The following is an 11,980-nucleotide window of genomic DNA, read 5'->3' as shown; positions in this document are numbered from 1 at the left end:
CGGCGTGCTCTCGGCCCGCGAAGGACCCGCCCGGCAGCGGAGTACCGGACGGGGCGGATTGCTCAGCTACGGATGCGCCAACCGGTCTTGAAGATCCACCAGATCGCAATCATGCAAATCGCCGTAAACCCGGCGATGGCCGCCAGACTGACCGCGATGGGGACATCCGCAATTCCGAAAAATGACCAGCGGAACCCGGACACCAGATAGACCACCGGGTTGAAGTAGGCGACTGTCTGCCACGCGGGCGGCAGCATCGAGATCGAATAGAAACTGCCGCCAAGAAACACCAGCGGCGTCACGACCAGCAGCGGCACCAGTTGCAACTGTTCAAAGCTTTTGGCCCAGATGCCGATGATGAACCCCAGCAGGGCAAAGCTGACGCAGGTCAGGACCAGAAAGGCCAGCATCGCGCCGGGGTGCTGGATTTCAAGATCCACAAACAGCGCCGAAGTGCCAAGGATCACGACCCCGATGAACAGCGCCTTGGTCGCCGCCGCCCCGACATAGCCCAGCACGATTTCCAGAAAATTCACCGGCGCAGAGAGCAACTCGTAAATGGTGCCAATGAACTTTGGAAAGTAGATAGCAAAACTGGCGTTGGAAATGGCCTGCGTCATGACGGACAGCATCACCAACCCCGGCACGATAAACGAGCCATAGCTGACGCCCTCCACCTGATCGATGCGCGACCCGATGGCCGCACCGAACACCACGAAATAGAGCGAGGTCGATACGACGGGTGAAATGAAACTTTGCAGGATGGTGCGGAAAAACCGCAGCATCTCGAATTTGTAGATCGACAGGACTGCGGGGAGGTTCATGCCGTGGCCTCCTTTTTCTGATCGGCCACAAGCCCGACAAAGATGTCCTCTAGCGAGTTCTGCGCTGTGTGTACGTCACGCACATTGCAGCCAGACTGTGCCAGCAATCCCATCAACCGTCCGATCCCGGTGCGGTCGGCCTGCGTGTCATAGCTGTAGACGATCTGCTTGCCGTCGCCGGTCAGGCGCAACTCATAATCCGACAGCGCCTCTGGCAGCGTGTCGATCGGATCGACCAGATCAATGGTCAGTTCCTTTCGACCCATGCGGGCCATCAAGCTGGTCTTGTCCTCGACCAGCAGGATTTCTCCTTTGTTGATCACGCCAACCCGGTCGGCCATCGCCTCGGCCTCTTCGATGTAATGGGTGGTCAGGATGATGGTGACGCCGTCGCGTTGCAGTTCGCGCACGGTCTCCCACATATCGCGTCGCAGTTCCACGTCGACCCCGGCGGTGGGCTCATCCAGAAACAACACGCGCGGTTCATGTGCCAGCGCCTTGGCGATCAGCACCCGGCGTTTCATACCGCCCGAAAGCTCCATCACCTTGGAGTCGCGTTTGTCCCACAGCGTCAGCCGCCGCAGGATCCGTTCCACCAGCGCCTCATCACCGCGTTTGCCGAACAACCCGCGCGAAAAGCGTACGGCATCGGCGACCTTCTGAAACGGTTCAAGGTTGATCTCTTGCGGCACCAGACCAACCAGCCTGCGCGCCGCGCGATAGTCGGTGATCACGTCATGGCCGCCGACAGCGATGCTGCCGTCGGTGATCCGGGTGATGCCGCAGATAGCTGAAATCAGAGTTGTCTTGCCGGCGCCGTTCGGCCCCAGCAGGGCGAGAATCTCACCCTCTTCAATGGAAAGCGAGACGCCCTTGAGCGCCTCGAACCCGTCATCGTATTGTTTCCGCACGTCGCGGATGTCGACCATGGGCATGATTGGCCCTCCTTGTTCGCTGTGGCGCAACCTAGTCGTCGCTGCGTGATGCGCAATTCCGCACAAACGCATAGTGACCATGCATGTCGCAAACAGACAGGCAGCCCCGGACGGCGCCCCCTAAGGCCAAGGCATGACCCCCACAAAGCTCAACCGCCCCGCCCTTGGCATCCTGTTCATCTGCTTCGGGATCGTCGCTATTTCGGTAAATGATCTTTTGATCAAGGTGTTGTCAGGCGGCTATCCACTGCATCAGATGATTTTTGTCCGGTCGGCCATCGGGTTGGTGTTTTCTTTCGGCTTTGTTTTTGCCGAAGGGGGCCTTGGTGTTCTGAAGACCAGCACACCGGGCCTGCATCTGTTGCGCGGGCTGCTCGTCGTGCTGTCGAACATGACCTATTTCTGCGCGTTGGCAGTGCTGCCGCTGGGGCAGGCGACGGCACTGTTCTTTGTCGCGCCCTTGCTGATCACGCTGCTGTCCATCCCTGTCCTTGGGGAAAAGGTAGGGCCGCTGCGAATTGGCGCGGTGATTGTTGGTTTCGCGGGCGTGGTCGTGATGCAGGAACCGTGGAAGGCCGAAGTGTCCGCCTCGCGGTTTGTGTTGCTGTTGCCGGTCATCGCGGCGGCGTTCTACGCCTTGATGCAGGTGCTAACACGACGGTTGGGCATGACCACGCGCGCTTCGGCGCTTGCTGTTTATGTGCAGGGGACGTTCTTGATTGTCTCAACTCTGTTCTTTCTGATCGCCGGAGACGGGCGCTTTGCTGAAGGGGTGCAGAACGAAAGCCTGATCTTTCTTCTGCGGGCCTGGGTCTGGCCCGCGCCCGGGGACTGGGTGGTGTTTCTGGGGCTGGGTCTGTGTTCTGGGGTGGTCGGCTATTGCCTTGCAGCCGCGTACCGGATGGCGGATGCCGCTACCATTGCGCCGTTCGAATACATCGGCCTGCCGCTGGCAATCTTCTGGGGCTGGATGGTGTTCGGCGAATGGCCGGTTCCGGCGACATGGGCCGGGTGCCTGCTGATCATCGGGGCGGGGGTTTTTGTCTTTCTGCGCGAACAGGCCAAGGCACGTCCCGCGCCAGGGCGACGCTCGCGCTGGGGACGCCGCTAAAGCGCCTTCAGCCGCACCGCGATGCTGGCCTGACGTCCAGCGAGTGATCCCAGCGGGTCGAGCTCCGGGTGCGTGGACAGCACCTGCGCCATGGAGGCCTGTGCGTGTTCAAGATGCATCTTGCCCGCCTGCGTTTTGCCCTCTGCCAGCGCCTCAAGGCCCAATTCGTGCCGGGCCGTGGCCGCCACCGCCAACGCCGCCGCACTGGCCGCACCATCGCTGGCCATCGACATCGCCTCGGCCATCTGGGCGGCCTGCGCATAGTTGCCCGCGCGCAACAGGCTGTGGGCATATTCCAGCTGGATACGGGGCAGGAACGGGCCTGCGCTGCTCATCAGTCGAGCATATTGCCGGTTCGCCTGTCCGTATTCGCCCCCTTCAAGGGCCGACCGCGCCACGACGTAATTCTTGCGAAAACCCGAAGACGTACTCTCGGCGGTGCCACAGGCCGCAAGGGGCAACAGCACTCCTAGCGCCATGAACGCCAGCATCATGCGTTTGGGGGTCATCTGCTCTGTCCTCATTATCGTCGCCAAGGTTTGCCTTGATCGACGTGCATGATACCACTGGACAGGGGGCGGCGTCCACGAAAACCCAAGACCGCCCGTGGGATAGGATGGAGAGCGTGATGCGCTGGCTTACTTGGCTGTTGACGCCACTGACCCTTGCCGCCGCCATCTGGGCCGGTCAGGGACTGTATCACGCGCTGGAAAACCCTTTGCCAGAGGCGGCGGTGCTGGCACCTGCGCCGGTGGATGACACGCTAGAGCTGGATATTCCCCAGCCCCAGCCGCCGCTCCGCTGGCCGTCGTTGTTCGGCAGCTATCAGCCGCCCGAACCGCAGCCGCCGCGCCCGCCGACCCCGGTTTTTCAGGAACCGCCGCGCCCGCCTGCGCCGCCATTGGACAGCCTTGGCTTTGCGCTGAAAGGGGTGGTCAGCGACGGGGATACCCGGTGGGCCATCATATCGCATCCCACTGGCGAACGCCTGATCCGGGTTGGTGACACTCTGACCGACAATGTCATCGTGACCGGGATCGAAACCGGGGGCTTGCGCGTGGACAACCACGGCGAAGACGCCTTTCTGGCCTTCCGCGACTGACCGCCTGCACGAACGATTCGCCCGGGGGGAGACAAGCCCTTTTTTTGCCTGTATGTTATGCGCAACGACCGTGAAACACGCGGCGCATGACATGATTGAGAGGGCACGAAAGTGCGGGCAGGAACTATGACCGACATGAGCGGACCGGTGCGATTCCGCGCACGGTTTTTCGCGGGCATCATCGCTATTCTCATGCTGTTGCCGGGGCTTGTCCGGGCGCAAGGGGCGTTGGATTTGCGCGATGCCGACATGCGCAGCTTTGTCGAAATCGTGTCAGAGGCAACGGGGCGCAATTTTGTCATTGATCCCGGCGTGCGCGGCACCGTTACCGTGCTGGCTCCGGAAAACGTCACCTCTGCCGCGCTGTATGAGATCTTTCTCAACGTGCTGGAGGTTAACCGCCTGACCATCGTTCAAGGTGTCGATGCCGACCGGATTGTCCCGCTGAACACCGCGCGTGAGCTGTCTCCGGGTGGGGCCGGGGCGGGCCTTTACGAGACCCGTGTCATCCATGTGCAACACATCCCCGTTTCTGAGGTGGTCGATGTGGTGCGCCCGCTGCTGCCGTCCGAGGCGGTGATTTCCACCGTGCCCAACGCGCGGCTGATCATTCTGTCGGATCGGTCCGGCAATCATCGCCGTATTCAGGCGTTGATTTCCCAACTCGACCAGCCGCGCTCTGAGCCGATCGAGATGATCCGCCTGCGCAACGCGGACGCGCGCGAAGTGCTGCAGGTGATCCAGTCCATGGGCATCGTTCCCGACGGCGCCAGCGTCAGCGTTGATGCGCGGTCCAACGCGCTGTTGGTCTTGGGGCCGCGTGACCTGCGCGAACAGATCCGTATCCTGTCGGGCCGTCTGGATGCGCAGCAAAACAACCAGCAAAGCCGCGTGGTGCAAATCAACTATGCGCAGGCGTCGACACTGGCGGATGTGGTCTTGCGCAGCTTTCAGGGCGCGGACAGCGGCGGCACGGGCGGTCAGATCCGCATCGTGCCAGAGCCGGGCACCAATTCGCTGCTGATCTCCGCCCCGGCCGACCGGATGCAGGACATCATCACCATGGTGCAGCATCTGGACCGCCGCCCGACGCAGGTGCTGGTCGAGGCTGTTATCTTTGAGATGTCGGTGGATGGCTTTTCCGACCTGTCGGTCCAGTTCGGCGCGATCCTTAACGATGCGATCATCGGTGGGGTGCAGTTTGCTTTGGAAGGGCGGCCCAGCCTGACCAGCCTTGTCTCAACCGTTCTGAACGGCGACACGCCCAACCCCGGCAACGGCGGCGTGATCGGCGGGCGGGCGGGGGACAACTCTACCGGGATTGCGGGGCTGTTGACGGCCATCGCAGAGACGCGCAGCACGCGGTTGTTGTCGACGCCGTCGATCCTGACGTTGAACGGGCAGGAGGCAGAGATTGTCGTGGCCCAGAACGTGCCCTTTGTGACGGGTCAGTTCACGCAGGTGGGGCAGGGGGCGGTGAATGAGCCGTTCCAGACCATTGAGCGGCAGGACGTGGGTCTGACGCTGAACGTGATGCCGCAGATCAATGCGGATGGAACCGTGCGGATGGTGATCAAGCAAGAGGTGTCGAACCTGACCAACGCGGTCTCATCGGCGGGTGGAGAGATCACCGCCAAACGGGCGCTGTCGACCACGGTTCTGGTGCGCGACGGGAATGTGATCATGCTGGGCGGTTTGCTGGAGAACGGCTTTGGGTCCAGCTCACAGCGGGTGCCGGGGATTTCGAAGCTGCCGCTGGTGGGCGGGCTGTTTCGGGGCAAATCAGGCAGCAAGAACCAGCGGGTTTTGCTGGTGCTGTTGCGGCCCCGGATCGTGGCCTCTGACAAGGAGGCGACGCGTCTGACCCGTGAGCTGGCGCGGGAGGCAAAGAAGGCGAGCCTTGCGATTCAGCCAGAGGATAGCACGCGTTTTCCACAGACCCCGCTGGGGGCGCTGCCCTTTGACGGGGCCGATCTGAACCAGCCCTTTGACGCGACCTTTATCGATCGCGCGGCGGAGACAAAAAACTATCCGCCGCTGCCCAGCCGGTTGAAATTTTCGGACTGACCTTTTGGGCTGTCCACGCGTGGACAGCCATCAGGTCACCAAAAATCAATGGGTTACAGAGGCGAATTTACAAAGTCTTAGGATTTGTGCCCGCGCCGCACCGGACATCCGGACGGCGCAGGAGCCGCGCCTAGGCGACGTTTCGGCCCTGTCCTGACAGGCGGTCGCGCAGAAACTCTGGAACCTGCCGGGCGGAACTGATCCGGGGCAGGGGCATCTCTGGGATCGCAAATTCGGCCCCGTAGAGCGCGAGGTATTCGGCGTGATTGTCGAAACTGCTGCGCGCCACATAATCGATGTAGGTTTCCGACGCTGCGCCATTGGCGAGGATCACGTCATGCGCCTCGGTCTCGACATGATAGACAGTGAAACGCTCGGGCAGGTCGGAAAGGGGAACCCAGTCGATGCCGTTTCCATTCACCAAGGCCGAGGCATTCACCACATATCCGTCAAGCACCATGCCGTGATCCGCGGTCACCGTGAGATCGGCATTCGGCAGCCCCTCTGCCAGGGCGCCTTGCCGGATGCAGACCATCCGGGCGCGGTCGCCGCGGAACCGCGGCAGGATCGTCTGGCGCCCGATCCATTTGACGCGCACTTGGCGTCCGTCCGCGGTGGTGACCATATTGCCGATCCGCAGGTCCTCGACCGGACGAGTCCCCAGGTCGGTTGCAATCCCGGTGCCCTTGGCAAAGCATGTCACGAAATCGCTGGTGTCCAGATCGTTCAGGTCGATGCTGGCGGGCAGTGTCACGTTTAAAGGGTCCAGACCATCCGGCAGGATCAAGACGCGCTGGTTGGACCCGACCGAGGAAAACTCCCCGACCATGGCTTCGACCGTGCCACCGCCCGCAATCGGCAGGATGATCGTTCCCAGAAATGTCGTGACGACCTCATTCGAATTGATGTCGTCGCCGACCTCAAAGGTGTTGTCCGCCTCGGTATCGTCGTAAGTAAATGGCGGCGACGAAACTTGCTCCAGAAAGTCGTAAGTTGTCCCGGAATTCAGCGCATAGCTGAAGTATGAGCCTGCGTCATAGGTGGCCATGTTTTTCCTCGTTAGCAATAAAGTTCGCGGCGTCCGGCCTGATGCTGACACGGTGCTGCGCGCGAATGAATCGTTCGTGCTGCCTTTTTAGTAAGATGATGTTTTCATGTTAACCTTTTTCGAAACGCAGGTCCGCAATCCGGGCCCTCGGCTCCGAAATGCGGCAATCGCCCAGAGGCGGGCCGGACCGGGTTGGACCGGGCCGGGCTTGCCAGGGCGCGCCCCGTTCCCGGCCGGATTGGCCCTGTTGGTGACACTGCCCTAGGCTATTGCCCGCGACCGTTACGTGGCGGCGCATGCGGGGCCGGTCGTCTCGGTTCCCGACAGCCGGTCACGCAGGTGCGCCGGGACCATCCGGGCGGAACTGATCCGGGGCAGGGGCATCTCTGATATTGCGGCCTCATCCCCGTAGAGCGCGAGGTATTCGGCGTGATTGTCGAAACTGCTGCGCGCGACATAGTCGATGTAGGTTTCCGCCGCTGCGCCATTGGCGAGGATCACGTCATGCGCCGCTGTCTCGACATGGTAATAGGCGATGGTCTGGCCAAAACGCCGCCAGTCAACCCATTGCACCGAGGTGCCGTTCACAAGCGCGCCCGCCGTGATCACCATGCCGTCCAGCACCATGCCGTGATCGGCGGTCACGATTAGGTCGCGGTTGGGCACGCCCGGCGCAAAGGCCCCCGCGCGGATGCGCACCGGCTCCAGCCGGTCGGCGGGTTTGAACATCGGATGGATGCTGGTGCGGCCAATCCATTTCACCGGCACGCTGCGGCCATCGGCGGTGGTCACGAGATCGCCGATGGCCAGATCCTCGACCGCTTGTTCGCCCTCGGGCGTTGCGATGCCGGTGCCCACCGCGAAACAGAGGGTGAAGTTAAAGTTCAGCGTGTCGACATCGGAGCTGCCGAAGGAACTACTGGCACTAACCGTACCGGAATGGCTGTTGAGGCCGCTAGCCTGCACCTGCGCCGCTGTGACGGTATAGGTGAAGACCCCATCGCTTGGGTGGATATTGAAAGTTCCGGGAAACGCGCCTGACGGGATGAAGGTGTAACCACTACCGTTGCCTCCGTCGAAAAAATTAAAGTCGCCGGTGAAGACAAACGTCGGGCCTATGGCGCTGAAATCGATGTCAAAATTATAGATGTCGTCAGTCGCGTAGGGTTGGCCAACATTTTCTTGCGTTGTGCTGGAGGCCATCAATGACGGATTGGTAAGTTGCATAGTGCCGGAAGCGCCCATGTGTCTTGTCCTTATGAAATGGAGGTAAAGTCGAGGGCCGGGATGCGGTGGCTGGTCCACTTGTCCGGGCCGTCGCGGCGGAATTCAGTGACGTGTTTCAGCACGCCGGGTGCGCTGAACCGGGGAAAGCGGGCGGTTCGGTGATTGGGGCCAAGCGCCTTTAGGAAGGTCCGCGTCAGGCCCGCGCCAAGGTTTGATCCGGGGTAGGGGGCGATCAGCTCCATGATCCACGCACGGCCGCCCGAGGCCCAGTCGCGCGGGGCGATCATCTGCCCGGACAGCAGTTTCGCCTCTGCCTCTGGTGACAGAAAGGCCCAGGTGATCGCGGCGCGCGGCACGCCCTCGATCTGGCGAATGAAGTAGAACCGTAGGTCGACCGGCGGCTGGATCAGCAGGCGGATGTCGCTAAAGGCGAGGCGGTCGTATTTCGGCGCACGCATATAGAGAAAAGAGATCGCCCCATAGGCGGTGATCTGGTCCTGATCCGGGTATTCCGGTTTCGGGCCGTCAGGGACGGTCTGTGGTGCTGTCATACTGCTGTGCGCCTCGTTGTGGTTCCCATAGGGTTAACGGCGGTGCGGTTTGTCAAGCATTGCAGGCAGTTGGGAAAGATCGTTGCGGTGGCGGTGGTGTTGAGGGCACAAAGGGTGGCGCACCTCCTGCGTAGGATACACGACCCGATGCCCGAGACCCCTGAGGACCCGCTGTTGCTGATCTCGCCGGAGCCGCTGCCGGCGCTGCCCTACGCCTTTGCGCGCGACCACGGGGTCGCCTTGGATGGCAGCACGGTGGTGGCCGGACCGGCGGCCACGCTGACCGGCCTGCGCGAGGCGCAGCGGCGCGCGGGGCTGGCGGCCCCGCTGGACATGCCCGACGCGGCGGGGTTCGAGGCGGTGCTGGCGCGGCTGTACCACAGCGCCAAGCGCGACGGTGAGGCGCAGGGGGTCAGCTTTGATCTGGTCGATGACGCGGCGCAGCGGCGCGGGCGCGATCTGTTGGAGGACGCCGAAGAGGCGCCGGTGATCCAGTTGGTCAACCAGTTGCTGCGCAAGGCGGTGCTGGACGGCGCGTCGGACCTGCATATCGAACCGCATGAGGGGGGGCTGCGCGCGCGGATGCGCATCGACGGGTTTTTGCAGACGGTGATGGACCGGGCGGACGTACCGGTGAAACGGGTGGTGTCGCGGCTTAAGGTCATGGCGGGGCTGGACATTGCCGAGACGCGGCTGCCGCAGGATGGGCGCATCCCGCTGCGGCTGGGCGGGCGGATGATCGACACGCGAGTCAGTTCCTTGCCGGGGAACTATGGCGAGCGGATCGTGCTGCGGATTCTGGACCGGGCCGCCGGGTTGATGCCGCTGGAGCAGCTGGGGCTGGATCAGGCGCAGATCGCCTTGTTGGAAAAGCTGGCGGCGACGCCGAACGGGATCATCCTTGCCACCGGGCCGACGGGGGCGGGCAAGACGACGACGCTGTATTCCCTGCTGAAGCTGGCGGACCGCGAAGAGCGCAATATCGTCACGGTCGAGGACCCGATCGAATACGATCTGACGGGGATATCGCAGACCCAGATCAACGCCGAGATTGGCATGACCTTTGCCGCCGGGCTGCGGGCGACGCTGCGGCAAGACCCGGATGTGATCCTTGTGGGGGAAATCCGGGATGGGGAGACGGCCAGCACCGCCGCGCAGGCCGCGCTGACCGGGCATCTGGTGTTTTCCTCGCTGCACGCCAACAGTTCGGTCGCCGCCGTTGTACGGCTGCGCGATCTGGGGCTGGAGAATTTCCTGATCTCGGCGACCCTGCGCGGGGTCATTGCGCAGCGGCTGTTGCGGCGGCTGTGTCAGGACTGTCGTCAGCCGCATCCGCCCACGGAATCCGAGGTCAGGCAGTTTCATATGATCAATATGCCGCTGCCGACAGAGTTGCATGTGGCCAAGGGCTGTCCGGCCTGCAACGGGTCGGGCTACGTCGGGCGGATCGGGATTTTTGAGATCCTGCCGGTAGATGAAGACCTGCGCGAGGCGATCAACTATGGCGCGGGCGAGGGGGCGTTGTGGAAAAGTACGCTAGAGCCGCGTGACCGGCTGATCGGGCAGGCGCTGCGGGCGGTGGCCCTTGGAGAAACCAGCCTTGCCGAGGCACTGCGCGTGGTCGGGGACGGCGCATGAAGGCCTTTGCCTATGTCGCCTATACCGCCGACGGGGCGCGCAAGGCGGGCACGATTGTGGCCGAGACCGAGGTGGATGCCTCTGCACAGCTCAAGGCGCAGGGCCTGTATGTGTCGGACCTGACGGCGCGGTCGCGCGGGCGCACGGTGCGGGCGCGCAGCCTTGGCTTTGGTCCGGCGCGGCTGTCGCGGGATTTGCAGGCCGTCTTTACCCGGCAGATGGCGGTGCTGCTGAGCGCGGAAATGGCTGTGGACGACGCGCTGGGCACGCTGAAAAGCGCGGGCAGCACGGCGGCGCTGGATCAGGTAGTGGCCCGCGCGCAGGCCGCCCTGCTGGAGGGAGAGCCGTTGTCGGTGGCGTTGGACACCAGCGGAGCAGGCTTTCCCCGGTACTATCTGGCCGCCGTACAGGCGGGAGAGCGGGCAGGCGAACTATCCAACGTATTCAACAGTCTGGCGGAGCATCTTGAGACCGCGCGCAGCGACCGGGCGCAACTGGGGTCGGCGCTGGTTTATCCGGCATTTGTGGCGGTGGTCTCTGTTCTGGTGGCGGGGGTGCTGTTTGTGACCGTCGCGCCAGAGATCGTGGCGCTGTTCGAAACCTCTGGCCGTCCCTTGCCCGACCTGACGCGGCGCATGATGGCGCTGTCGCGCTGGATCGAGGGACATATGGTGCTGCTGGGTGGGATCGCGCTGGCGCTGATTGCCTTTGGGGTGATCAGCGGGCGGGTGCCGTCGCTGCGCGACAAGCGCGACACGGCGTTTTTGCGGCTGCCGGTGGTGGGCACGCTGATGCGGCAAGGCGCGGCGGTGCAATACCTGCGCACGCTGGCGCTGGTGCTGGATGCGCGCCACACGGTGCCGATTGCGGTGGAAAGCGCGGGATCGGTCCTAACAATCACCCGGTTCCGGGCCGAATCCGACAAGGTGGCAGAGGCGATCCGCGCAGGCGAAACCCTGTCCAGCGCGCTGACGGCGCTGAGCGTCGTGCCCCCGGTGGCGCGGCAGTTGATCCGGGCCGGAGAGGTGTCGGCACGACTGGCACGGATGACGGGCCGTGCGGCGGCGCTGGTGGAAAACGGCCTGTCGACTCAGCGCAAGAGGATTGCCTCGTTGATGGAACCGGCGCTGATGATGCTGGTGGGGGCCATGGTGCTGGTAATCGTGCTGTCGGTTTTGTTGCCGATCTTTGACCTGCAAACGCTGGTTGCGCCCTGAAACGAGGCTTTGGTGCCGCTTTTCCCCTTGATTGCCAAGCCGTGTTCAATTTCGGGGGTTTGGCGGGTGACGTTAATGGGTGTCTCTGGAAAGCCGCACTTCTTTTCGCGCTTTGGTAGAATTGGCCTTGTTTCCACCATGCAGGCTTCCCAGCGGTAAACCGCTCAGTTACGAAAAAGTGAAATACGCAGGACACCTGTCGCGTGCCCCCTCATTCAGGGTTGGCGGGCAGATGTGCGGTTTGGCGTTTGCGGAGGGAA

At 62.9% G+C, this 11,980-nt stretch carries 11 protein-coding genes; 5 read left to right on the top strand and 6 right to left on the bottom strand.

Going from position 1 to position 11,980, the window contains the following annotated elements:
• Positions 1-62: 62 nt before the first annotated feature.
• A complete protein-coding gene (locus tag ANTHELSMS3_RS01015) occupies positions 63-824 on the bottom strand; it encodes an ABC transporter permease (protein WP_094033252.1) in 762 nt (253 codons plus the stop codon).
• Positions 821-1,759 (bottom strand): ABC transporter ATP-binding protein, encoded by a 939-nt coding sequence (locus ANTHELSMS3_RS01010; RefSeq protein ID WP_094033251.1) that lies wholly within the window; start codon positions 1,757-1,759, stop codon positions 821-823. The genes ANTHELSMS3_RS01015 and ANTHELSMS3_RS01010 overlap by 4 nt, the downstream gene beginning before the upstream one ends.
• 133 nt (positions 1,760-1,892) lie before the next feature.
• Between ANTHELSMS3_RS01010 and ANTHELSMS3_RS01005 the strand changes: the two genes are divergently transcribed.
• The gene (locus ANTHELSMS3_RS01005) at positions 1,893-2,870 is read left to right on the top strand and encodes a DMT family transporter (protein WP_094033250.1); all 978 of its coding nucleotides are present in this window, start codon (positions 1,893-1,895) and stop codon (positions 2,868-2,870) included.
• Here the strand turns inward: ANTHELSMS3_RS01005 and ANTHELSMS3_RS01000 are convergent.
• The gene (locus ANTHELSMS3_RS01000; RefSeq protein ID WP_094033249.1) at positions 2,867-3,379 is read right to left on the bottom strand and encodes a hypothetical protein; all 513 of its coding nucleotides are present in this window, start codon (positions 3,377-3,379) and stop codon (positions 2,867-2,869) included. The genes ANTHELSMS3_RS01005 and ANTHELSMS3_RS01000 overlap by 4 nt on opposite strands.
• Before the next feature lie 119 nt (positions 3,380-3,498).
• Here ANTHELSMS3_RS01000 and ANTHELSMS3_RS00995 point away from each other — a divergent pair, with 119 nt between their 5' ends.
• Both ANTHELSMS3_RS00995 and gspD read left to right on the top strand, forming a co-directional pair.
• Positions 3,499-3,972, top strand: a complete 474-nt coding sequence (locus ANTHELSMS3_RS00995) for a type II secretion system protein N (protein WP_157733369.1) — start codon at positions 3,499-3,501, stop codon at positions 3,970-3,972.
• A gap of 126 nt (positions 3,973-4,098) precedes the next feature.
• Positions 4,099-6,039, top strand: coding sequence for a type II secretion system secretin GspD (gene gspD, locus ANTHELSMS3_RS00990; RefSeq protein ID WP_094033247.1), 1,941 nt, complete (start codon positions 4,099-4,101; stop codon positions 6,037-6,039).
• 130 nt (positions 6,040-6,169) lie between these two features.
• Here gspD and ANTHELSMS3_RS00985 read toward each other — a convergent pair whose 3' ends face one another.
• The 3 genes from ANTHELSMS3_RS00985 to ANTHELSMS3_RS00975 form a co-directional block, all read right to left on the bottom strand.
• Complete coding sequence (locus ANTHELSMS3_RS00985) at positions 6,170-7,087, bottom strand: Hint domain-containing protein (protein ID WP_094033246.1); 918 nt, start codon at positions 7,085-7,087, stop codon at positions 6,170-6,172.
• Positions 7,088-7,369: 282 nt separating this feature from the next.
• A complete protein-coding gene (locus ANTHELSMS3_RS00980; protein WP_254694815.1) occupies positions 7,370-8,332 on the bottom strand; it encodes a Hint domain-containing protein in 963 nt (320 codons plus the stop codon).
• 11 nt (positions 8,333-8,343) lie between these two features.
• Positions 8,344-8,865 carry a toxin-activating lysine-acyltransferase gene (locus ANTHELSMS3_RS00975; RefSeq protein ID WP_094033245.1) on the bottom strand — a complete coding sequence of 174 codons (522 nt, stop codon included), beginning with the start codon at positions 8,863-8,865 and terminating at the stop codon, positions 8,344-8,346.
• A 147-nt stretch (positions 8,866-9,012) separates the two neighbouring features.
• Here ANTHELSMS3_RS00975 and ANTHELSMS3_RS00970 point away from each other — a divergent pair, with 147 nt between their 5' ends.
• Both ANTHELSMS3_RS00970 and ANTHELSMS3_RS00965 read left to right on the top strand, forming a co-directional pair.
• Positions 9,013-10,503 carry a GspE/PulE family protein gene (locus ANTHELSMS3_RS00970; RefSeq protein WP_094033244.1) on the top strand — a complete coding sequence of 497 codons (1,491 nt, stop codon included), beginning with the start codon at positions 9,013-9,015 and terminating at the stop codon, positions 10,501-10,503.
• Positions 10,500-11,720 carry a type II secretion system F family protein gene (locus tag ANTHELSMS3_RS00965; RefSeq protein ID WP_094033243.1) on the top strand — a complete coding sequence of 407 codons (1,221 nt, stop codon included), beginning with the start codon at positions 10,500-10,502 and terminating at the stop codon, positions 11,718-11,720. Before ANTHELSMS3_RS00970 ends, ANTHELSMS3_RS00965 begins: the two co-directional genes overlap by 4 nt.
• The last annotated feature ends 260 nt before the right edge of the window (positions 11,721-11,980 follow it).

The sequence above is a fragment of the Antarctobacter heliothermus genome (genome assembly GCF_002237555.1).
Lineage (GTDB): Bacteria > Pseudomonadota > Alphaproteobacteria > Rhodobacterales > Rhodobacteraceae > Antarctobacter > Antarctobacter heliothermus_B.
This window is presented reverse-complemented; position numbering and strand designations above follow the sequence as displayed.

Excerpts from the sequence above, each read along its gene's own strand:
- ANTHELSMS3_RS01015 (WP_094033252.1), bottom strand. The coding sequence starts at position 824 with ATGAACCTCCCCGCAGTCCTGTCGATCTACAAATTCGAGATGCTGCGG.
- ANTHELSMS3_RS01010 (WP_094033251.1), bottom strand. The coding sequence starts at position 1,759 with ATGCCCATGGTCGACATCCGCGACGTGCGGAAACAATACGATGACGGG.
- ANTHELSMS3_RS01005 (WP_094033250.1), top strand. The coding sequence starts at position 1,893 with ATGACCCCCACAAAGCTCAACCGCCCCGCCCTTGGCATCCTGTTCATC.
- ANTHELSMS3_RS01000 (WP_094033249.1), bottom strand. The coding sequence starts at position 3,379 with ATGACCCCCAAACGCATGATGCTGGCGTTCATGGCGCTAGGAGTGCTG.
- ANTHELSMS3_RS00995 (WP_157733369.1), top strand. The coding sequence starts at position 3,499 with ATGCGCTGGCTTACTTGGCTGTTGACGCCACTGACCCTTGCCGCCGCC.
- gspD (WP_094033247.1), top strand. The coding sequence starts at position 4,099 with ATGACCGACATGAGCGGACCGGTGCGATTCCGCGCACGGTTTTTCGCG.
- ANTHELSMS3_RS00985 (WP_094033246.1), bottom strand. The coding sequence starts at position 7,087 with ATGGCCACCTATGACGCAGGCTCATACTTCAGCTATGCGCTGAATTCC.
- ANTHELSMS3_RS00980 (WP_254694815.1), bottom strand. The coding sequence starts at position 8,332 with ATGGGCGCTTCCGGCACTATGCAACTTACCAATCCGTCATTGATGGCC.
- ANTHELSMS3_RS00975 (WP_094033245.1), bottom strand. The coding sequence starts at position 8,865 with ATGACAGCACCACAGACCGTCCCTGACGGCCCGAAACCGGAATACCCG.
- ANTHELSMS3_RS00970 (WP_094033244.1), top strand. The coding sequence starts at position 9,013 with ATGCCCGAGACCCCTGAGGACCCGCTGTTGCTGATCTCGCCGGAGCCG.
- ANTHELSMS3_RS00965 (WP_094033243.1), top strand. The coding sequence starts at position 10,500 with ATGAAGGCCTTTGCCTATGTCGCCTATACCGCCGACGGGGCGCGCAAG.